This window comes from Streptomyces griseocarneus (assembly GCF_014655595.1).
In the GTDB taxonomy this organism is placed as follows: domain Bacteria; phylum Actinomycetota; class Actinomycetes; order Streptomycetales; family Streptomycetaceae; genus Streptomyces; species Streptomyces griseocarneus.
The window spans coordinates 308,742-328,532 of the sequence record NZ_BNBL01000002.1; the positions used below are offsets into that span (position 1 = coordinate 308,742).

18 protein-coding genes are annotated in these 19,791 nt (G+C 74.9%); 12 read left to right on the forward strand and 6 right to left on the reverse strand.

The annotated features are described in order from the left end of the window. Positions 1-109 precede the first annotated feature (109 nt). Together IE295_RS07275 and tdh are read right to left on the reverse strand one after the other, a co-directional pair. The gene (locus tag IE295_RS07275; RefSeq protein WP_224323157.1) at positions 110-1,291 is read right to left on the reverse strand and encodes a glycine C-acetyltransferase; all 1,182 of its coding nucleotides are present in this window, start codon (positions 1,289-1,291) and stop codon (positions 110-112) included. 34 nt (positions 1,292-1,325) lie between these two features. Further along, on the reverse strand, positions 1,326-2,366 hold the full coding sequence (gene tdh / locus IE295_RS07280) for an L-threonine 3-dehydrogenase (protein WP_190062677.1): 1,041 nt from the start codon (positions 2,364-2,366) through the stop codon (positions 1,326-1,328). A gap of 95 nt (positions 2,367-2,461) precedes the next feature. Between tdh and IE295_RS07285 the strand changes: the two genes are divergently transcribed. The 4 genes from IE295_RS07285 to IE295_RS07300 all read left to right on the forward strand — a co-directional run bounded on the left by IE295_RS07285 (position 2,462) and on the right by IE295_RS07300 (position 6,629). Further along, positions 2,462-3,376, forward strand: coding sequence for a LysR family transcriptional regulator (locus IE295_RS07285; RefSeq protein ID WP_190062678.1), 915 nt, complete (start codon positions 2,462-2,464; stop codon positions 3,374-3,376). A 142-nt stretch (positions 3,377-3,518) separates the two neighbouring features. After that, a complete protein-coding gene (locus IE295_RS07290) occupies positions 3,519-3,845 on the forward strand; it encodes a putative quinol monooxygenase (protein ID WP_190062679.1) in 327 nt (108 codons plus the stop codon). 112 nt (positions 3,846-3,957) lie between these two features. Beyond that, positions 3,958-4,674 carry a L,D-transpeptidase gene (locus tag IE295_RS07295; protein ID WP_190062680.1) on the forward strand — a complete coding sequence of 239 codons (717 nt, stop codon included), beginning with the start codon at positions 3,958-3,960 and terminating at the stop codon, positions 4,672-4,674. Positions 4,675-4,850: 176 nt separating this feature from the next. Then, entirely contained in the window at positions 4,851-6,629 is a 1,779-nt protein-coding gene (locus IE295_RS07300) for a choice-of-anchor A family protein (RefSeq protein ID WP_190062681.1), read from the forward strand. Between the two features lie 28 nt (positions 6,630-6,657). On the opposite strand, the gene IE295_RS07305 is transcribed toward IE295_RS07300, so the two are convergent. After that, positions 6,658-7,773: a WD40/YVTN/BNR-like repeat-containing protein gene (locus IE295_RS07305; protein ID WP_190062682.1), complete on the reverse strand. Its 1,116-nt coding sequence runs from the start codon at positions 7,771-7,773 to the stop codon at positions 6,658-6,660. A 244-nt stretch (positions 7,774-8,017) separates the two neighbouring features. Between IE295_RS07305 and IE295_RS07310 the strand changes: the two genes are divergently transcribed. The 5 genes from IE295_RS07310 to IE295_RS07330 all read left to right on the forward strand — a co-directional run bounded on the left by IE295_RS07310 (position 8,018) and on the right by IE295_RS07330 (position 13,575). Beyond that, complete coding sequence (locus tag IE295_RS07310; RefSeq protein ID WP_190062683.1) at positions 8,018-9,049, forward strand: 3-oxoacyl-ACP synthase III family protein; 1,032 nt, start codon at positions 8,018-8,020, stop codon at positions 9,047-9,049. Further along, positions 9,046-9,810: a glycosyltransferase family 2 protein gene (locus IE295_RS07315; RefSeq protein WP_190062684.1), complete on the forward strand. Its 765-nt coding sequence runs from the start codon at positions 9,046-9,048 to the stop codon at positions 9,808-9,810. The genes IE295_RS07310 and IE295_RS07315 overlap by 4 nt, the downstream gene beginning before the upstream one ends. After that, the gene (locus IE295_RS07320; RefSeq protein WP_190062685.1) at positions 9,810-11,312 is read left to right on the forward strand and encodes a class I adenylate-forming enzyme family protein; all 1,503 of its coding nucleotides are present in this window, start codon (positions 9,810-9,812) and stop codon (positions 11,310-11,312) included. The genes IE295_RS07315 and IE295_RS07320 overlap by 1 nt, the downstream gene beginning before the upstream one ends. A gap of 125 nt (positions 11,313-11,437) precedes the next feature. Further along, the gene (locus IE295_RS07325) at positions 11,438-12,664 is read left to right on the forward strand and encodes a cytochrome P450 (protein ID WP_224323158.1); all 1,227 of its coding nucleotides are present in this window, start codon (positions 11,438-11,440) and stop codon (positions 12,662-12,664) included. Further along, the gene (locus IE295_RS07330; RefSeq protein ID WP_190062687.1) at positions 12,661-13,575 is read left to right on the forward strand and encodes an NAD-dependent epimerase/dehydratase family protein; all 915 of its coding nucleotides are present in this window, start codon (positions 12,661-12,663) and stop codon (positions 13,573-13,575) included. Before IE295_RS07325 ends, IE295_RS07330 begins: the two co-directional genes overlap by 4 nt. Positions 13,576-13,599: 24 nt before the next feature. On the opposite strand, the gene IE295_RS07335 is transcribed toward IE295_RS07330, so the two are convergent. After that, on the reverse strand, positions 13,600-14,646 hold the full coding sequence (locus IE295_RS07335) for a questin oxidase family protein (RefSeq protein WP_190062688.1): 1,047 nt from the start codon (positions 14,644-14,646) through the stop codon (positions 13,600-13,602). A 199-nt stretch (positions 14,647-14,845) separates the two neighbouring features. Here IE295_RS07335 and IE295_RS07340 point away from each other — a divergent pair, with 199 nt between their 5' ends. The 3 genes from IE295_RS07340 (at position 14,846) to IE295_RS07350 (ending at position 17,982) form a co-directional block, all read left to right on the forward strand. Beyond that, positions 14,846-15,811 carry a GlxA family transcriptional regulator gene (locus tag IE295_RS07340; RefSeq protein ID WP_190062689.1) on the forward strand — a complete coding sequence of 322 codons (966 nt, stop codon included), beginning with the start codon at positions 14,846-14,848 and terminating at the stop codon, positions 15,809-15,811. 148 nt (positions 15,812-15,959) lie between these two features. Then, positions 15,960-17,186, forward strand: a complete 1,227-nt coding sequence (locus IE295_RS07345) for a cytochrome P450 (RefSeq protein WP_190062690.1) — start codon at positions 15,960-15,962, stop codon at positions 17,184-17,186. A gap of 88 nt (positions 17,187-17,274) precedes the next feature. After that, the gene (locus tag IE295_RS07350; RefSeq protein ID WP_190062691.1) at positions 17,275-17,982 is read left to right on the forward strand and encodes a VC0807 family protein; all 708 of its coding nucleotides are present in this window, start codon (positions 17,275-17,277) and stop codon (positions 17,980-17,982) included. Between the two features lie 79 nt (positions 17,983-18,061). On the opposite strand, the gene iscX is transcribed toward IE295_RS07350, so the two are convergent. Further along, the gene (iscX, locus tag IE295_RS07355) at positions 18,062-18,256 is read right to left on the reverse strand and encodes a Fe-S cluster assembly protein IscX (RefSeq protein WP_190062692.1); all 195 of its coding nucleotides are present in this window, start codon (positions 18,254-18,256) and stop codon (positions 18,062-18,064) included. Continuing rightward, positions 18,243-19,700, reverse strand: a complete 1,458-nt coding sequence (locus tag IE295_RS07360; RefSeq protein ID WP_224323169.1) for an amino acid permease — start codon at positions 19,698-19,700, stop codon at positions 18,243-18,245. Before IE295_RS07360 ends, iscX begins: the two co-directional genes overlap by 14 nt. Between the last annotated feature and the right edge of the window lie 91 nt (positions 19,701-19,791).

The window sequence follows — 19,791 nt, forward strand, 5'->3', positions numbered from 1 at the left end:
TGGCGCACAACGTCACGTGGTGACCAGTGCCGCGACGCCGCAGTGAGAAGGCCCCCCGCACTGCAGTGCGGGGGGCCTTCTCGCGCGTACGGTTCGCCCGTACGGGACGTCAGGCGGCGAACTCGTCCCGGACCTCGCGGAACGCGGCCACCGTGCGCAGCACGTCCTCGCGGGAGTGCGCAGCGGAGAGCTGGACGCGGATGCGCGCCTTGCCCTTGGGCACGACGGGGTAGGAGAAGGCGATCACGTAGATGCCCTTCTCCAGCAGCGCCGCGGCCATGCGGGCGGCCAGCGCCGCGTCGCCGACCATCACCGGGCTGATCGGGTGCTCGCCGGGCAGGACGTCGAAGCCCGCGGCGGTCATCTCCTTGCGGAACAGCGCGGTGTTCTCCCGCAGCCGCGCGCGGCGGTCGCCGGACTCCGTCAGCAGGTCGAGGACCCGCAGCGAGGCGCCGACGATGGAGGGCGCCAGGGAGTTGGAGAACAGGTACGGGCGCGAGCGCTGCCGCAGCAGCTCGACGATCTCGGCGCGGGCGGCGACGTAGCCGCCGCTGGCGCCGCCGAGCGCCTTGCCGAGGGTGCCGGTGATGATGTCGACCCGCTCGGTCACGCCGAACAGCTCCGGGGTGCCCCGGCCCTCCTCGCCGACGAAGCCGACCGCGTGCGAGTCGTCGACCATCACCAGGGCGCCGTAGCGCTCGGCCAGGTCGCAGATCTCGTCCAGGGGGGCGATGTAGCCGTCCATGGAGAACACGCCGTCGGTGACGATCAGCTTGTGGCGGGCGCCGGAGGCCTCCTTCAGGCAGCGCTCCAGGTCGGCCATGTCGCGGTTGCGGTAGCGGAAGCGGGCCGCCTTCGACAGGCGGATGCCGTCGATGATGCTGGCGTGGTTGAGCTCGTCGGAGATCACCGCGTCCTCGGCGCCGAGCAGCGTCTCGAAGACGCCGCCGTTGGCGTCGAAGCAGGAGCTGTAGAGGATCGTGTCCTCGGTGCCCAGGAACTGCGAGATCCGCCGCTCGAGCTCCTTGTGCGGCGACTGGGTGCCGCAGATGAAGCGCACCGAGGCCATGCCGAAGCCCCACTCGTCCAGCGCCCGCTTGGCGGCCGCGATGACGTCGGGGTGGTCGGCGAGGTCCAGGTAGTTGTTGGAGCAGAAGTTGACGACCCGGCCGTCGCCGACGCTGATGGCGGCGGACTGCGGGCTGGTGATCACGCGCTCGGACTTGTACAGCCCGGCGTCGCGGATGCCCTGCAGCTCGGTGCGCAGGTGCTCGCGCATGCTGTCGAACACGGGGACTCTCCTCGTCGTGTGGTCGTGGGCGGCGTCAGGGGGCGGTTGGCCGGGTCCAGTCGATGACGACCTTCCCGCACTGGCCGGACCGGGCGGTGGCGAACGCCTCGGCGTGCTGCTCGAAGCCGAAGCGGTGCGTGATCACCGGGGAGATGTCGAGGCCGCTGCGCAGCAGGACGGACATCGCGTACCAGGTCTCGAACATCTCCCGGCCGTAGATGCCGCGCAGGGTCAGCATGCGGGTGACGACGGTGGCCATGTCGATGCTGACGTCACCGGCGGGCAGGCCGAGGGCGGCGATGCGGCCGCCGGGCGACATGGTGGCGATCATGTCCTGCAGGGCGTCGGCGCGGCCGGACATCTCCATGCCGACGTCGAAGCCCTCGGTCATGTTCAGCTCGGGCATGACGTCGGCGATCCGGCGGCTGCTGACGTCGACGGCGAGGGTGGCGCCCATCTTCTCCGCCAGGGCCAGCCGGTACGGGCTGACGTCGGTGACGACGGTGGAGCGGGCACCGGCGTGGTTGGCCACGGCCGCGGCCATCATGCCGATGGGGCCGGCGCCGGTGATCAGCACGTCCTCATTGAGGACGGGGAAGGACAGGGCGGTGTGCACCGCGTTGCCGAACGGGTCGAATATGGCGGCCACGTCGATGTCGATCTCGTGGCGGTGGACCCAGACGTTCGACTGGGGCAGGACCACGTACTCGGCGAAGGCGCCGTCGGTGTTCACGCCCAGGCCGACGGTGCGGATGCACAGGTGGCGGCGGCCGGCCATGCAGTTGCGGCAGGTGCCGCAGACGAGGTGGCCCTCGCCGCTGACGATGTCGCCCACGCTCACGCCGGTGACGCCGGGGCCGGTCTCGACGACCTCGCCGGCGAACTCGTGGCCGAGCACGAGAGGGGCGCGGACCACACGGGCCGCCCACTCGTCCCAGCTGTCGATGTGCAGGTCCGTACCGCAGATGCCCGTACGCAGAACCTTGATCAGTACCTGTCCCGCGCCGGCCGTCGGCGTCGGGACCTCGGTCAGCTCCAGACCCGGTCCGGCGGTGGTCTTCACCAATGCCCTCATGGGGGATCACTGTGACGCCTCGGAACTGTGAAGTCCATCAACGTTTTGCGGTGCTGCCTGTGAAGATTCACTTCACGATCTGGGATAGTGGACAAATGATCGACCCCCGCCGTCTGAGGGTGCTGCGCGCCCTGGCCGACCACGGCACCGTCACCGCCGCGGCCCACGCCCTCTACCTCTCACCCTCGGCGGTCTCCCAGCAGCTGGCCGCCCTCGAGGCCGAGACCGGGCACACCCTGCTGGAGCGCCGCGGCCGCACGGTCCGGCTCACCGCCGCCGGCAGCGTCCTGGCCCGGCACGCCACCGAGGTCGCCGCCCAGCTCGAGCGGGCCGAGGCCGACCTGGCCCGGTGCTCGACGGGGCTGGCCGGGGACGTGGCCGTCGCGGCGTTCGCCACCTCGATCACCGAGGTCGTCGCCCCGGCCGTCGCCGCCCTGCGCGAGCGGGCGCCCCAGGTGCGGGTGAGGGTCAAGGACGCCGAGGGGCACACCAGCGCCCGCCTGCTCATGGACGGCGAGGTCGACATCGCCGTGGCCGTGGAACACCGCGACTCGCTGGGCACCATGGACGGGCAGCTGCTGCGCACCCCGCTCTACGCGGAGCCCTTCGACGCCGTCCTGCCGCCCGGCCACCGGCTCGCCGAGGCGCCGGAGATCGGCCTCGCCGACCTGCGCGACGAGCTGTGGATCACGCCGTGGCCCGGCAACCCCGTCCACGAGGCGGTCGTGCGCGCCTGCGAGGAGGCGCACTTCCAGCCCCGCGTGGAGTGCCTGTCGGACGACTTCTCCGCCGTCTGCGCCCTGGTGGCCGTCGGCGCGGGCGTCGCCCTGGTGCCCCGCTCGGCGCTGCACGGCATCCGCCCGGCGCTCACCCCGGCCGTGCGCCCCGTGCGCGGCCCCGGCCCCACCCGCCGCGTCTTCACCGCGGTGCGCCGGGGCAGCGAGGGGCACCCCCTCCTGCGGCTGGCGCTCGAGGGCCTGCGCGCCCAGGCCGCCCGGCTCACGACCTGAGGGGCCCGGGACCTGCCGGGCCGGCCGGTTTTCCGGCAGGGCCGGAATGCGCGGCGCTTCCGCTCGCCCGCCCGTCGCGCGGGCGGCAGCATGGTGCCGGTTCCGCCCGGAACACTCCGACCGACGACTCCTGGAGCGCCGCATGATCTTCATCGCCGTCAAGTTCACCATCCGCCCCGAGCGCAGCGCGCGGTGGCTCGAGGACGTCGCGGAGTTCACCCGGGCCACCCGCGAGGAGCCGGGCAACGTCTTCTACGAGTGGTCCAAGAGCGTGGACGACGAGCACCAGTACGTGCTGCTCGAGGCCTTCGAGTCCGCCGAGGCGGGCGAGGTCCACGTGAACTCCGAGCACTTCAAGACTGCCATGGCCTGGATGCCCGACGCCGTCGCCGAGACCCCGCAGATCATCAACGTCGAGGTGCCGGGCACCGGCTGGTCGGCGATGGCCGAGGTCTCGCCGCGCGCGTGACGGCCCGTCCGCGCCCGGTGCCGCGGGCGGCGGGGAACACCCACGGGTGAACGGTCCGCCTGTTCGGCCCGCGCGGGATGCCGGTCGCGGCCGCGCCCGGTAGATGTCGTTCATGAACATCGGACAGGCGGTGCCCCGGGTGCGCCCCGTGCCCCGGCGCACCGCCATCACGGCGGCCCTGCTCGTGGCCGCGTCCGCCGTCGTCGTCCTCCCGGCGGCGGGCACCGCCCGCGCGGCGGAGGGATGCCGGGTGGAGACGGGGCCGTACCAGTGGGAGCTCGAGGCGCATCTGCGCCGGCCGCAGGACGGGCGGCAGTCGGCGGCGGACTGCGCCGCCATCGCCGCGTTCCAGCGCACGGAGGGCGTCCGGCCGGCCGACGGGTACGCGGGCCTGGCCACGTACCGCACGATGCTGGTCGTGCAGGCCCGGGCGAACCCCAACGCGGCCGGCAAGTGCCCGGTGGACACCGGCCGGACGGCCTGCGTGGACCTCGACCGGCAGCTGATGTGGGTGCAGGAGGGGCGCAAGGTCACCTACGGGCCCGTCGCCGTGCGCACCGGGCGGGCGGGACAGACCACGCGCACCGGACGGCACAAGGTGTACCTCAGGAGCAAGGACCACGTCTCCACCCTCTACGCCAACTCCCCCATGCCGTACTCGCAGTTCTTCTCGGGCGGCCAGGCCTTCCACGGCCGGCCGGGCACCCTCTTCGACGGCGGCGGCTCGGCGGGCTGCGTGAACCTCACCGTCCCCGACGCCCAACGGCTGTGGGACGTACTGCAGATCGGCGACCCGGTCCAGGTGTGGGGCCGCAAACCCGGTACGTAGCCCAAGGGACGCAGCCCGCGCGACGCGGACCACGCGACGCGGGCCCGGCGGGGCGGTGATCGGCTGTTCGGGGCACCGCCCCGGCGCGTCGGAATATCGGACGAGATGCCGAACGCCATAGTCGGGATCGGTACGGCGGAAACGTCGACATAGCGATTCGACCAGGCGAGGGCACAGTGAACGCAAGCACGTCCGGACCCCCCGACGCCGCCCCCGCCCGCCGCCCGGGTCGGCTGTGGCGGGCGGCGGTGAGCGTCGCCTCGGCCGCCGCCCTGGTCGGCGGCCTGGCCGTGCCGGCCGCGGCGGCGCCCCTGCCCGGGGGCCTGGGACCGTGCCTGCCCGGCAGCTGCCCCACCGCCTACCCCGCCGTCGGCGGCGGGCCGTTCGCCGGCCGCGACAACAACATCAACGTCTTCGTCGGCGGCGACTACCGGGTGCGCGCGGCGGCCGCCGGAGCCGAGGGACGCGTGGTCACCCTCGGCCGCTTCGACGTGAACAAGTCCTCCGGCGGCTCCGCGTACGGCGTGGGCGTCCTGGGCACCGGCTCCCGCGTCCCCCCGGCCGACGGTACGGACTTCCTGACCGCCGGCGGCCCGGTCACCGTCGCCCCCGGCCAGCGCCTGGAAGCCGACGGGGGCGTCGTCCGGCACGCGGGCCCCGCCAGCGGCACCATCCTCAAGCGCGCCGTGCCGGACGCGGCCGCAGCCGGCCCGTACACGGCCCTGCGCGACGAGCTGGCGGCCGCCAGCCGCTGCTACGCCCGAGGCCCCGACGGCCGGGGCCGCCCGGCCACCGGCACCGCACGCAACACCGGCTCCGAGACCGTCTTCACCGGCGACGGCACCTCCGCGCTGCAGGTCTTCAACGTCGACTTCGACCTCGTCGGCCCCGGCGGGGGCCCTCAGGGCATCCGCTTCGCCGGCATCCCCACGGCGGCCACCGTCCTGGTCAACCTCAACGGCCCCGCCCGCGTCGTCAACACCCACAGCGGCGGCCTGACCGACGACGCCCCGCTCAACCGGATGCGCGAGCGCCTGCTGTGGAACCTGCCCGACGCCCGGCGCGCCGACTTCCACGGCACGGGACAGTTCCAGGGCAGCGTGCTGATCGGCGAGCGCGCCGGCGAGGCGACGGTCACCGTGCCGGGCGTCAACGGACGGTTCCTCACCACCGGCTCGCTGACCCACACCTCGGCCCCGACCGGGGGAGGCGGGCAGGCTTTCCACGCCTACCCCTTCAACGGCCGGCTGCCCGAGTGCGCGAGCGGCCGCCAGGCGGGCGCCGTCTCCCTGCTCAAGCGCGACGGGGCGACCGGCAAGGCACTGCCCGGAGCGCGCTTCCAGCTGTGGAAGGACACCAACGGCACCCCGGGCCTGCAGACCGGCGGCACCCGTCCTGACACCAGGTCCCAGGGCGTGTGCGTGACCGACGCCCGGGGCCTGTGCCGCAGGACCGTGGAGCCGGGCGCCTACTACTGGCAGGAGGTGCAGGCGCCCGCCGGCTACGCGAAGGCCTCCCGCGACGTCTTCGGCCCGCTCACCCTCGCCGAGGCCGGCGCGCCGCAGGGCCCCTCGGCCACGGCCGTCAACACCAGGCCGAGGGACCCGCGCGGCACCGTGCGCCTGGTGAAGAAGGACGCGCGGACCAAACGCCCGCTGGCCGGCGCGGTCTTCGAGCTGTGGCGGGAGACCAACGGCCGGGCGGGCCTGCAGGTCTCCGGCGCCCGCCCCGACCAGCGGACCGACAGCGGCTGCGCCACGGACCGGCTGGGCCGGTGCGCGTTCGCGGGACAGCCGCTGGGCGCGTACTACCTGCGCGAGACCGCCGTCCCCGAGGGATACCTGCTGCCGGCCCGGCACGTGTTCGGCCCGTACCGCCTGACCACCGCCAACCTGAAGGCCGGCATCACCGTCACCGTCCTCAACACGCCGGGTGAGCCACCCAAGGGCAAGTAGCGGTGGCAGGCGAGATCATGACGTCACGTCAGTCGACGCGCACCTCCTCCAGGCCCAGGTACATCACCGACGGCCGGGTGGGGTGGAAGGCGATGGCGGAGATGCCGTCGTAGGCGTTGTGGGTCCTGGTGACCTTTCCGGTGGCCGCGTCGAGGCGGTAGAGGTCGGTGCCGTAGCCGGAGAAGTACGTGCCGTACTCGAAGTAGAGGACGTTTGCGTCGGCCGGGCTCGGGGCCAGCAGCGTGCTGTTGGTGAGCTGGGTGTCCGCGGAGTCGTCGACGACCCTGGCGAAGGTGCGGCCGCCGTCGGCCGAGCGGTACAGGTGCCGGCCCTCGCCTGCCCTGCCCGGCGCGGCCTCGCCCAGGTCGAGGCCCAGGCCGTAGACCACCGAGGAGTCGGCGGGGGAGACGGCGACGTCGAAGAGGTTCGCCGAGCCGCCGGCGGACAGGCCGGTGGACGGCTTCCAGGTGGTCCCGCCGTCGGTGGTCACCTCGCCGCCGCGCACCATGCCGCCCGCGACGGCGTGGTCGAGGTCGGCGCGGTCGAAGGCCACGGAGTACACGCTCCCCGCGCCGCCGAACGCCGCCGTGCCGACGGGGCGCCAGTGGGCGCCGGCGTCGGCCGAGTCGTAGAGCCGGCCGTCGCGCCCGGCGACGCGCACGTGGTCCGGGCGGGCGCGGTCGGTGCCCAGGCCCACGATGTCGGCGGTCGGCGAGGTCAGACGGGTGACGGTCCGGCCGTCGACGCGGGCCAGATAGCCGCCGCTCATCTCCCAGGCGAAGGCCCGGCCGCCCTTGGCGGCCGCCAGGCGGGTGGAGCCGCTGCCGAGCGCGGCCACCCGGCTCCAGGTGCAGCCGGCGTCGGTGGAGCGCTGGAGTTCGCCGTCGCGGGTGGCCAGGAGGGTGCCGGGGGTGTCCAGCGCGACCAGGCCGTGGGTGTAGCTGGTCCTCTTCAGCGTTCCGGTGGTGGGCGCGAGGCTCGCGCCGTCGTCGGTGGTGAAGGTGACCCCGCCGTCGCCCACCACGCGGCCGCAGGACGGGACGGGCCACGCGGCGGTGTCCGCGCCGGCGGCCGGGGTGGCGGTCTGCGTGGCGAGGACGAGGGCGGCGGCTGCCGTGGTGACGGCGGCACCGAGGCGCTTCATGAGCTCTCCCTTGTGAGGCGTGAGACGTGAGGCGGGGGGTGATGTCGGGTCGACGATCATGTTCTATCCGGTCGATCCTTCGCCGCAGAACGCGATCCAGCGTCAAAGTTCCTGGCGTGAAAGGCGCTTGCGAAAAAATCCGGTCGCGTGTGCCCGATGACGGACATTGCTGCGCGATCTCCCCAGTCGTATATGAGTACGAGTACTCACGCCCGCCGCCCCGCGCGGCGCCGATGCTGAACGCATGTCCAAGCACAGCGAGACCGGGGCCCGGCCCGGCGGCGGGGTCGGCATCACCGCCACCGGGTCGTACCTGCCCGAACACGTCCTGACCTCCGACCGGCTGCAGGAGGAAGTGGCCCGTGCCGCCGGCCTCACCCTGCCCCCGGGGCTCTTCGAGCGGGCGACCGGCATCGCCACCCGGCGCGTCGCGGCCGACGGCGAGTACGCCTCCACCCTCGCGCTCGGCGCCGCCCGCCGGGCCCTCGCGACGGCCGGGCTGGACCCCCTCGACGTCGACCTGCTGGTGTACGCCTCCGCCACCCGCGACGTGGCCGAGCCCGCCACCGCGCACATCGTGCAGGACGGGCTCGGCTCCAGGGCCCACGCCCTGGACATCGGCAACGCCTGCAACAGCTTCGTCAACGGCATCGACACCGCCCGCGCGATGATCCTGGCCGGCCGCGCCCGGCGGGCCCTGGTCGTCACCGGCGAGACGCCCAGCCGCGCGATACGCCGCGCCCCCACGGGCCCCGCCCAGTTCCGCGACGGCTTCGCCGGCTACACCTTCGGGGACGCCGGCGCCGCCGTCGTGCTCGAAGGTGTCGAACGGGGCGGCATCCTGGACACCGGCACCGAGACCCACTCCGAACACTGGGAGGTCGGCGGCATCTTCGGCGGCGGCTCGCGCCACCCGCGCTCCGAGGAGCACACCTACTTCCACGGCGACGGCCGCACCCTGCGCGAGGTCTTCGAGAAGAGCGGCACCGCCGTCCTCGACCGCATGCGCCACCGCACCGGCCTGGACTGGGACGACTTCCGCAGGATCCTCGTCCACCAGGTGACCGTGCCCTACCTCGAGCGCTTCGTCGAACTCACCGGCGTCCCCGCGGACAAGCTCGTCCTGACCGTCCCCGAGCTCGGCAACATGGCCAGCGCCACGCTCGGCGTACAGCTGGACCGGATATACCGCGAACTCGTCCCCGGCGACCGCGTCCTGCTCGTCGGGCTCGGCGGCGGCACCAGCGTCATGACGCTCGTCTGGGAGAAGTCATGACCGCCCCCGCCCCGTCCGGCCTGTGGGTCGTGGTCCCCGCCCACCAGGAGGAGGCCCGCATCGACGGCACCCTGCGGGCCCTCGCCGCCCAGCACGACCGCGACTTCACGCTCGTCGTCGTCGACAACGCCTCGACCGACGGCACCGGCCGCATCGCCCGCTCCTTCGCCGCCCGCGCCCCCTTCCCCGTCCACGTCATCGAGGAGCAGGACAAGGGCGTCGGCTGCGCCGTCGACACCGCCTTCCGCTACGCCATCGAGCGCGGCGCCGTCCACCTCGCCCGCACCGACGCCGACTGCCTTCCCCGCCCCGGCTGGACCGCCGCCGCCCGCGCCGCCCTCACCGCCGCCGGGCCCGAAGGGGCCCTGGTGTGCGGGCGCGTCGACGCCCGCCGCGACGAGCACGGGCCGCTGGGCCGCGCCGCGTTCCGCGCCATGGTCCGGGCCGCCGCCCTCTTCGGCCGGCTCCGCCCCGCCCACGCGCGCCGCCACGGCTACCTCGCCCCCTACCGGATGCACGCCGGCAACAACATGGCCATCACCCCCGGGCTGTACCTGCGCGTCGGCGGCATGCCGCGCCGCCCCTCGCCCACCGACCGGACCTTCCTCAACCGGGTGCGCCGCCACACCACCGCCATCACCCACTGCGGCGGCATGGTCGTCGAGAACTCCACCCGCCGCCTGAAGGCCTACGGACTCCTCGGCACCGCCCGCTGGTACCTCGACAAGGGCTGCGGCCCCCAGGGGGAGGACCCCCGCTGATGCTCGACCGCCTGGACTTCACCCTGCGCCGCGACCCCCACCGCCCCGCCGTGCTGGCCACCACGCGCACCGGCGCGGTGCGCGTGCGCGCCACCCGGGGCGACCTCGCCGACCTCGCCGACGGCTGCGCCGCCGCCCTGCGCGCCCGCGGCCTGCGGCCGGGCGACACGCTCGGCGTCGCCGTACGGCCCGGCCCGCGCGCCCTCGCCGTCCTGCTCGCCGCCGACCGGCTGGGGCTGCGGGCCGCCGTCCTGGACCTCGGCGCCGGACCCGACGTGCTCCGCGCCCGCCTCGCCCTGGCCCGGCCCACGCTCGTCCTCGCCGACGCCACCGCCCAGGCCGTCGCCGGCTGGGCCCGCCCGCTGGCCCGCCGCGCCCACCTCGCCCTGCCCGACCTCGCCGAGCTGGGCCCGGTCGCCACCCTCGGCCCCCGGCTGCCCGGCTGCGCCCCGGCCCTGGACCCGGCCGCGCCGCGCACCGCCCTGCCCGCCCGGCCCACCGGCGACGCGGACGCCGCCGTCGTCTTCACCTCCGGCACCACCTCCCGGCCGCGGGCCGTGGTCCACACCCGCTCCTCCTTCGCGGCCGGCATGGAGGCCGTCACCGCCCTCGTCGACCCCCGCCCGCACCGGCCCGTCCTGGGCGGCACCTTCTTCGTCCTCGTACCGTCCCTCGCCCAGGGCGCCCCGGTCGCCCTGCCCGCCCGCTCGCCCCGGGTACTGGCCCGCCAGCTCGCGGGGCTGCGTCCCCAGGCCACCTACCTGACCCCGCCTCAGCTGCGCGCCGCCCTCGCCGCCGGCGCCCGCTTCACCGGCGGCGTGTGGACCGGCTCCGCGCCGGCGAGTGCCGAGCTGCTCACCCGCGTCAAGCGGGCGGGCGCCGCGCGGGCGTGGGGCGTGTACGCCCTGACCGAGCTGTTCCCGGCGGCCGCCGTGGAACAGACCGAGAAGGCGGCCTTCACGGGCGACGGCGACCTCGTCGGCGCCCCGCTGCCCGGCGTCCGGGCGCGGACCGACGACACCGGCGAACTGCTCCTCACCGGCCCGGCCGCCCGGCACCGCTACCTCGGCGAGGACCCCGACCCCTGGGTGCGCACCGGCGACCGCGGCCGCCTCGAGGACGGCCGCCTCGTCCTCGAGGGCCGGTGCAAGGACATGGTGCTGCGCGGCGCCGAGAACATCTACCCCGGCCTGTACGAGCCCGCCCTGCACGTGCCCGGCGTCGAACTCGCCGTCCTCGTCGGCGTCCCCGCCGAGGACGGCGACGAGCGGCTCGCCGCCCTCGTCCAGCCACGGCCCGGCACGGACCCCCGCGCCCTGCGCGCCGCGCTCGCCGGCCCCCTGGCCCGCATGGGCGCCGCGCGCCCCGACGCGGTGCTGCTGGGGGACATCCCCCTGTCCGGCCGCTCCCGCAAGCCGGACCGCGAGGCCGCCGCACGCCAGGCGGCGGACCGCCTGCCGGCGCACCGGACCGGCGGCGGCCGGAAGGGAGGGACGCGATGACGACGAGCATGGAGGGCGGCGGGCGGCTGCCAGTAAAGCCCGGCTGCCCGTTCGCATCTGGTGCTACGTCAGGAATGCGAAATACTGCGGCAGTTGGTGAGCCGGTGGCCGCCACGCCAGGGCGGGTGCCGACCGCACGACGTGGTGAGAGCGGTCCCGCCGATGGCCCGGCAGCGGCTGCCGCCGCCGGGCAGGCGCCGTCCGTCCGACCCCGCGAAGGTCACCCCGCCGCCCGCGCCGCGGCCGTGGCCACCGCGCGGCGCCGTGACCGGCGGGTCTATCTGGCCGGGCACCCCGTCCTCTTCGCGCTGCTCGCGGCCTCGCGCCGCCGGCCCGTCGTCCGCGTCGGCCGGAGCGTTCTCGTCCATGACGCCGACGCCTTCCGCGAGGCGCTGACGCGGGTGCCGCTGGACCGGGAGGCCGCCGGGACGACCGGCCGGGCCGCCCGGTCCGCGCTCGGCCGTGCCGGCGCGCCTGCCGGCGGGGTGCTCTTCGACCAGCAGGGCGCCGGGCACCGCGCCGCACGCCGGGCGCTGGCCGACGACCTGTCATCGGCCGGTGTGGAGCGCCTGCGGCCGGTGTGGAGCGCCGTTCTCGCCCGCCGCCTCGAGCCCCTGGCGGCGGGCCGCCCGGTCGACCTGGTGCCGGTGGCCCGGGAGCTGGCCGGGGCCACCGCCGCCACCCTGCTGGGCACGGGCGCCGACCCGCTGGCGCTGGCCGGCGCCGCCGGGGACGCGGCGTACGCGGCCGTACGGGACCATCTGCCCGGCCCGTCCCGGCTGCGGCGGCGCGCCACCGCCGACCCCGTGGCCCGGCTGCGGGCCCTGCTCGGCGACGGCGGCGCGGGCGGGGACGATGCGGCGCGGGCGATGCTCGCCGTGGCGGCGGTCACCACCGTCGTCGCGGCCCTGCCGCGTGCCGCGGCCTGGTGCGCCGACGCGGCGTGGTGGGACCGGGCCGCGGACGAGGGCCGGCGGGCGGTCCTGGTGGACGAGCTGCTGCGGGTCACCGCACCCTCGCCGCTGCTGCCGCGCGTCGCCGCCGCGAGCGGCACCGTGGGCGGGCGCCCGGTGCGGCCCGGCGACCGGCTGCTGCTCGTCGCCCGCCACGCCGTGGGCGCCCACCGCGACGACCCCGACCCCTGGCACCCCGCCGAACCGGCCGTCTCCCAGCTCGTGTTCGGCGCCGGGCCGCACGCCTGCCCCGGCGCCCGGCTGGCCCGCGTCCAGCTCGGCGACGCCCTCGCCGCGCTGGCCCCGTACCGGCCCGTCGTGGTGCGTGCCCGCGCCGACCGGCGTGCCGCGCTGCCCGGCTGGCGCTCGCTCGTCGTCCGCGCGGGGGAGGCGTCGTGACGGCGCCGCCGCGCATCGCCGTGACGGGTGCGAGCGGATTCTGCGGCGGTCATGTCGCCACCGCCGCCGCGGCGTTCGCCGACGTGGTCTGCGTGGGGCGCCGCCCGGGCCCCGCCGGGCGCCACGTCCCGTGGGACGCCGCGCGCCAGGTGCCCGACCTCGCGGGGGCCGACATCGTGATCCACTGCGCGGCCGCCGTCGGCGACCCCGCCCCGGGCTCCCGTGCCGAGGCGCTCATGCGCGCGGTCAACGTCGACGGCACGGCACGCCTGCTGGAGGCCGCCGGGGGCCGCCCGGTCGTCTGGGTGAGCAGCGCCAGCGTCTACGACCCGCGCCGGGAGAGGTCCCTCGTCCGCGAGGACCACCCGGTGGCCGGGCAGCTCAACGCCTACGGACGGACCAAGGCCGCCGGCGAGCGGCTGGCGCTGGACGCCGGCGCGGTGGTGCTGCGGCCCCGTGCCGTCTACGGCCCGGGCGACCCGCACCTGCTGCCCCGCCTGCGGGCCCGGGTCCGGGCCGGGCGGCTGCTGCTGCCCGGCCCGGACGTACGGCTGAGCCTGACGGCGGTGGAGAACCTCGCCGACGCCGCCCTCGCCGCCGCCGGCTGGCCGCCGGGCGCCTACAACATCGCCGACGGCGAGGCGTACGCGCGCGACGCGACCCTGCGCCGGGTGCTGCGCGCCCACGGCACGCGGGTGACGGTCCATCACATGCCGTCCGGGGCCGCCCGCTTCGCGGCCCTCGCCGCCGAGACGGCGGCACGCCTGCGGCCGGGATCCGAGGTGGCGCTCTCGCGCTACGCGGTCGACCAGCTCGCCCACCCGGTGGTTCTCGACATCACCAAGGCGCGCGCGTGCGGCTGGGCGCCGCGGCGGACGCTCGAGGACTTCCTGGCGGCCGTGCGCCCGTAGGCGCGAGGACGCGCGCGGGGGCGATCAGTCGCCGTCGATCAGCCGTACGGCGTTGAGCGCGGCGGCGAGGGCGCGGTCGTCGCCGTCCTCCGAGGCGGCGGCCACGTCGAGCGCGGTGTCCGCGAACTTGATGACGTGTGCGTCGCCGTGCGCCGCGGCCCGCTCGAAGACCTCCTCGGGGGTGAGGGAGGAGGCGCCGGGCGGGGGCAGGGGCTCGTCGGCCGCGTAGATGGAGGTGATCGCGGCGGTCGCCGCCCAGGCGACGGTGAGCGAGAGTCCCCACAGCTCCCGGGGGAGGGCGGGCAGCGTGCGCAGCACCGCGTTCGGGGCGGTGGCGGCGTGGACGAGCATGACGGGCGAGCCGTGGCCGTGGGTGGCGTAGGTGAGGGTGGCGGCGCGGACGAGGTCGGCGAGCCGGTCGCGGACCGCGTCCGGGTTCTCGGGGACGTACAGCGACTCGGCGGCCCCGAGCCAGCCGGGGGTGGTGGGCAGCTGGTCGTAGCCGAGCTGGGGCAGCAGGTTCCGCTCGGCGACGCGGGGGAGGGCGGCGAGGGCGTCGGCGGGCGTCGCGCCGCCGGAGGGGGTGACGGTGACGGGCAGGAGGGTGTGGCGGGCGGCCCAGTAGCCGAGGGCGTGGGCCAGTTCGGACAGGCGTGTGGTGTCCTCGCCGTCGCGCAGGAGGGCGCGCACGGCGTGGCCGACGCGGATGGCGGGGTGGGTCGCGGCGCCGGCGATGCCGGGCAGGAGCCGGGGCCACCACTCGGTGAGGACCTCCTGCCAGGGCCGCTCGGCGATGCGCCGGGAGAAGTAGCCGGTCCAGTCGGTGACCCGGCCCTGATCGCCGAGCGCTTCGCGCCAGTCGTCGTCGCCGATGGGGGTCCGCGCGGGGGGCAGGTCCTCCAGCTTGGTCTCGTAGGTGTCGAGCCAGTGGTGGACGGTGGGGGCATGGCCGTTGCGGACGAGCGCCTCCACCGCCATGGGGCCGTGATTGCTCAGGTAGCCCTGGAACTCGGGGCCCGACCGGTGGAGACGCTGCAGGGCTTCGTCGAGGGTGCCGTTCGTCGTATCCATGGCCCGAGGCTAGGCTTCCGGCCGCCGCCGGCGTAACGGTCCTGGGCCCTACACCGCTGGTCGTAAGGTCTTCGACCCCGGCCGGAGGACGTAGTCCTCCGCTCGTCGCCGGTGGGGTGCGCGGCCGGTGTGATCAACCTATGGATGTGTCGGTCGTGTCCCCGGTGGCGGACGGGGCGCGTCACCTACCGTTCCCGGCGTGAGAATCTCCGTGCTGGTCATGGACCGTGTCTTCGACTCCGGGCTCTCCGCGGTGCTCGACGTCCTGCGGACGGCCAACGAACTGCGCGAGGAACTGCCGCAGCCCCCGCCGCCGTGGCGGGTGAGCTGCGTCGGCGAGAACGGACCGGTGCGCACGGCCGCGGGCCATCTGGTGGACACCGTCGCTCCGGGGGCCGCGCGCGGACCCGACGCCGTGGTGGTGCCCGGCGTCGGGCACACGCGGCCCGGGCCGCTCGAGGAATGGGCCGGCTCCGCCGAGCGGCGGCCCGCGCTGGACGCCGTGCGGCAGGCCCGCGCCGACGGCGTGCCGCTGGCGGCCGCGTGCACCGGGACCTACCTGCTCGCCGAGAGCGGCGTCCTCGAGGGGCTGCCGGCCACCACCAGCTGGTGGCTGGCACCGCACTTCCGCCGGCGCTACCCCGGCGTGACCCTCGACGAGACCCACCTGCTCACCCACGCGCCCGGCATCACCACCGCCGGGGCCGCCATGGCCCACCTGGACCTGGCTCTCGGCCTGGTCCGCGGGGCCAGCCCCGCCCTCGCCGACCTCACCGCCCGTTACCTCCTGATCGACAGCAGGACCGGCCAGGCCGGTTACGCCGTGCCCGGCCACCTGGCGCGCACCGACCCGACCGTCGGCGCGTTCGAACGCTGGGTGCGCGAGCACCTCGAACAGCCGCTGCGGATCGCCGACGTCGCCCGCGCCCTGGGCACCGGCGAACGCACCCTGCAGCGCGCGGTGGACCGCGTGCTGGGCGTCTCGCCCCTGCGCTTCGCCCAGCGCATCCGCCTGGAGCAGGCCGTCCAGCTGCTGCGGACCACCACCCTGCCGACGGACGTCGTCGCCCGCCGCGTCGGCTACGAGAACGTCACCACGCTCACCACCCTGCTCAGGGAACGCCTGGACACCACCCCCGGCCGGCTGCGCCGCCGGCCGCTGTGACATCGGCCCTCACACCTGCGGGTGTAATCCGCCGACATCGGGACAAGCCTCACCACAGCGGGAATACCCATCTCGTACGGGGCTGTCCGCTGTGCGGCCCATGACCGGTTCCGGCAGGAGACGGCCGGCACGAGACGGGGAGCGACCCATGACCGAGGAAGCCTGTCCGGCCCGGCAGCGGCCCGGTGAGGTGGTGTACGACTGGCCCGTGGACCACCTGCCCGGCCTGGAGTTCGACCCGCTGCTGCACCGCCTGCTGCGCGAGGAGCCGGTGGCCCGCGTCAAGATGCGCTTCGGCGAGGGCGACGCCTGGCTGGTGACGCGGTACGAGGACGTCAAAATCGTCGCCGCCGACCCCCGGATGAGCCGCGCCCTCACCGTGGACCGGCCGGTCACCAGCATGACCCCGCACGTGGTCGCGCCCGCCGGCGGCATCGGCCGCACCGACCCGCCGGACCACACCCGGCTGCGCCGCCTGGTCGCCCAGACCTTCGGCCGCAAGCGGGTGGAGGCCCTGCGCCCCCGGGCCCGGGAGCTCGCCGAGCGCATGACCGGCCGGATGCTGGAACAGGGTCCGCCGGCCGACCTGGCCGAGCACCTGACCGGGCCGCTGCCCGCCCAGCTGATCGGGGACCTGCTCGGGGTCCCGTCCCACGACATCGACCGGCTGCAGGCCTGGCGGGGCGTCATCCTCTCCAGCAGCCATTCGCAGCAGGAGAGCGACGCGGTCAAGCGCGAGATCGCCGACTACTTCCGCGGGATGGCCCGGCACCGCACCGAACACCCCGGCGACGACCTCTTCAGCGCCCTGGTGGCCGAACAGGCCGACGGCGGGCTCAGCATGCCGGAGCTGATCTCGCTCGCCGTGATGCTGGTGCTCAACGGCATGGACGCCGTGCGCAACCAGGTCTCCAACATGGTCTACGCCCTGCTGACCCACCCCGAACAGCTCGAGAAGCTGCGGGCGGAGCCCTCGCTGCTGCCGCAGGCCGTCGAGGAACTGCTGCGCTTCATCCCGCACCGCAACGGCGTCGGCCTGCCGCGCATCGCCACCGGCGAGCTGGAGGTCGGCGAGGCCGTGATCCGCGACGGCGACGTGGTCTACGTGTCCTACCTCGCGGCCAACCGGGACTCCACCGTCTTCACCGAACCCGACCGGCTCGACCTCTCCCGCGACGAGGCCCCCAACCTGTCGTTCGGCCACGGCGCGCACTACTGCGTCGGCGCGATGCTGACCCGCATGGAGGCCGAGGTCATGCTCGCGACCCTGCTGGAGCGCTTCCCCCGCCTGCGCCTGGCCGTCGGTCACGACCAGATGCGATGGCGGCGCGGGTCGATCAACCGCGGTCCCGAGGAACTGTGGGTGACCTGGTGACGTACCCGGAGTACCGGGAGTTGTGCGGAAGTGGATCTTCCCCCTATGGTCCGTGCGGTTTGTTACGCGTTTTCACTTCGGGGGACCTGTGTCTGCTCAGCCTTCCGCGCCGGACCGGCGCTTCAGTACGACCACCGCACTCAGCTGGATCGTGTCGATCGTCTTCAACGTGGTGCTGCCGATCGTCACGTACAACCAGCTGACCGACCGCGGCTGGAGCGAGTTCGCCGCCCTGGCGGTCTCCGGCCTCTGGCCGCTGGCGGACACCGTCGTGTACCTGATCTGGCACCGCCGGATCGACGAGTTCGCCGTCATCACGATGATCTTCATGGTGCTGACGCTCGTCGTCACCGGCATCGGCCCGCACTCCACCCGGCTGCTGCTGGTCAAGGACTCGGCCGTCACCGGACTGTTCGGCGTGGTCTGCCTGGTCAGCCTGGCCACGCCGCGGCCGCTGATGTTCTACCTGGGCCGCAAGTTCGGCACCGACGGCACCAAGGAGGGCGTCGCCCGCTGGAACGGGATGTGGGAGCAGCTCCCGGGCTTCCGGCGCACGCTGAAGACGATCACGATGGTGTGGGGCGTGGGCTACGTCGTCGAGGCGGCGGCGCGCATCGCCCTGTCCTACGCCCTGTCGACGTCGGCCATGGTCGGCGTCAACTCCGCCCTGTCCTACGGCATGCCCGTCGTCCTGATCACCTGGACCATCACCTACTCCAAGCGCGCCCGCGCCCGGGGCGAGGCCGCGTCGGCCGCGGCCGCCGCCGCAGCGGAATCGGCGCCCGCGGCGGCGTGAGAGCGCCGCGCCCGCGGAATCCGGCGCCCGGCGCCCCGGCCCACGGCATCGGCCGTCCGCCGGGGCGCCGGGCGCTTCCTCATCTGGCTCTGTCGCTCCAGGCCAGCTGAATCGACTCCAGGATGCGCGGGTTGCACAGCGTGGGGTCGTCGGTGAACCCGCTCAGCGCGGCGACGCGGTCGCGGATCTCCGTGGGCTTGACCGTGAGCGGCTTGGTGCCGGGGTGTCGCGCGGCGAGATCCGCCGCGATCTGTTCGATGTCAGTCCATCGCATGGCCATGAGTGTGTCCGAACGGGCGTGCCAGGTCCAGGGTGCCGTCACCGCTCCCACCGGGGGTCCCGTACGAGCGCCGGCCCGCGACGCGCCACCGGACGGCGGCGAGCAGGAGCACCGCGCCGAGGGCGACGGGGGCGTAGTTGAAGGTGTCGACGGAGAGCGTGCCGTGCTCGGGACGGGACTGCGGAAGGCAGAAGAGCACCGTCACCACCGCCACCCACACCACCGCGATCCAGCCCACCGGCCTGCTCCAGCGCCCGAGGTTCCACGGGCCCGGACGGAAGGAGTCGTGGCGGCGCAGCCGGAGGTAGATCGGGATGGCGTACGCGGGGGTGATCCCGATGACGTTGACGGCCGTGACCGCCCCGTAGGCGGTGGTGCTGTACAGCGACGGCAGGGCGAGCACGCCCGCCACGGCGACGGACAGCCACACCGCGCGGCGCGGGCTCCCCGTCCGGCGGTCCACCTGCCGCCACCACGCCGAGCCGGGCAGCGCGCCGTCGCGGGAGAAGGCGAAGACCATCCGGGAGCAGGCGGCGACCTCGGCGTTGCCGCAGAAGAGCTGGGCGACGATCACGACGAGCAGCAGCGCCTTGGCCCCGGACGGCCCCAGGGCGTCGAGGAAGATCTGGGCGGGCGGCACGCCGGTCGCGGTGTCCCGGGCGCCGGCGTAGTCCTGAATGGCGAACGTCAGCCCCACCAGCAGCACGAACCCCGCCACCCAGGACCACAGGACGGCCCGCATGATGCCCCGGGGCGCGTTGACCTGCGCACCGGTGGTCTCCTCCGACAGGTGGGCGCTCGCGTCGTATCCGCTGAAGGTGTACTGCGCCAGCAGCAGCCCGATCGCGGTGACGTAGAGGGGATTCGACCAGCCGGTGTCGTTGACGAACTCGCCGAAGACGAACGAGGGCGTCCGATGGTGGGCCGGAACGAACGCCAGGACGCCGACGACGACCGCGACACCGGCCAGGTGCCACCACACGCTGACCGCGTTGAGGACGCTCACCACCCGGACGCCGAAGAGGTTCAGCAGCGCGTGCAGCAGCAGGACGCAGAAGAAGACGGCCAGGGTCGAGCCGGGGGTCGGCGCGAGGCCCCACTGCAGATCGGCGAACGCCCCCACGAACAGGGCCGCCCCGTAGTCGATCCCGGCGATCGCGCCGAGCAGGCCCAGCAGGTTCAGCCAGCCGGTGTACCAGCCCCAGCGGCGGCCGCCCAGCCGGTCCGCCATGTAGTACAGCGCACCGCTCGTCGGATAGGCACTGGTCACCTCGGCCAGGCCGGCCGCGACGAACAGCACCATCGCGCCGACCCCGACCCAGCCCCACACCATCACCGCCGGGCCGCCGGTCGCCAGCCCGAAACCGTAGAGCGTCATGCACCCGGACAGCACCGAGATCACCGAGAACGAGACGGCGAAGTTCCCCATCGCCCCCATGCGGCGCTTCAGTTGCGGGCTGTACCCCAGCCCGCGCAGTAATTCGTCATCATTCACCGCATCAGCCTGCCCACGCGGCCCACGCGTAAAG

What these genes read in the sequence shown, in the direction of transcription:
- iscX (WP_190062692.1), bottom strand. Translation starts at nt 18,256, where the DNA reads ATGCGATGGACTGACATCGAACAGATCGCGGCGGATCTCGCCGCGCGA.
- IE295_RS07315 (WP_190062684.1), top strand. Translation starts at nt 9,046, where the DNA reads ATGACCGCCCCCGCCCCGTCCGGCCTGTGGGTCGTGGTCCCCGCCCAC.
- IE295_RS07295 (WP_190062680.1), top strand. Translation starts at nt 3,958, where the DNA reads ATGAACATCGGACAGGCGGTGCCCCGGGTGCGCCCCGTGCCCCGGCGC.
- IE295_RS07360 (WP_224323169.1), bottom strand. Translation starts at nt 19,700, where the DNA reads ATGGGGGCGATGGGGAACTTCGCCGTCTCGTTCTCGGTGATCTCGGTG.
- IE295_RS07335 (WP_190062688.1), bottom strand. Translation starts at nt 14,646, where the DNA reads ATGGATACGACGAACGGCACCCTCGACGAAGCCCTGCAGCGTCTCCAC.
- IE295_RS07285 (WP_190062678.1), top strand. Translation starts at nt 2,462, where the DNA reads ATGATCGACCCCCGCCGTCTGAGGGTGCTGCGCGCCCTGGCCGACCAC.
- IE295_RS07345 (WP_190062690.1), top strand. Translation starts at nt 15,960, where the DNA reads ATGACCGAGGAAGCCTGTCCGGCCCGGCAGCGGCCCGGTGAGGTGGTG.
- tdh (WP_190062677.1), bottom strand. Translation starts at nt 2,366, where the DNA reads ATGAGGGCATTGGTGAAGACCACCGCCGGACCGGGTCTGGAGCTGACC.
- IE295_RS07310 (WP_190062683.1), top strand. Translation starts at nt 8,018, where the DNA reads ATGTCCAAGCACAGCGAGACCGGGGCCCGGCCCGGCGGCGGGGTCGGC.
- IE295_RS07305 (WP_190062682.1), bottom strand. Translation starts at nt 7,773, where the DNA reads ATGAAGCGCCTCGGTGCCGCCGTCACCACGGCAGCCGCCGCCCTCGTC.
- IE295_RS07290 (WP_190062679.1), top strand. Translation starts at nt 3,519, where the DNA reads ATGATCTTCATCGCCGTCAAGTTCACCATCCGCCCCGAGCGCAGCGCG.
- IE295_RS07320 (WP_190062685.1), top strand. Translation starts at nt 9,810, where the DNA reads ATGCTCGACCGCCTGGACTTCACCCTGCGCCGCGACCCCCACCGCCCC.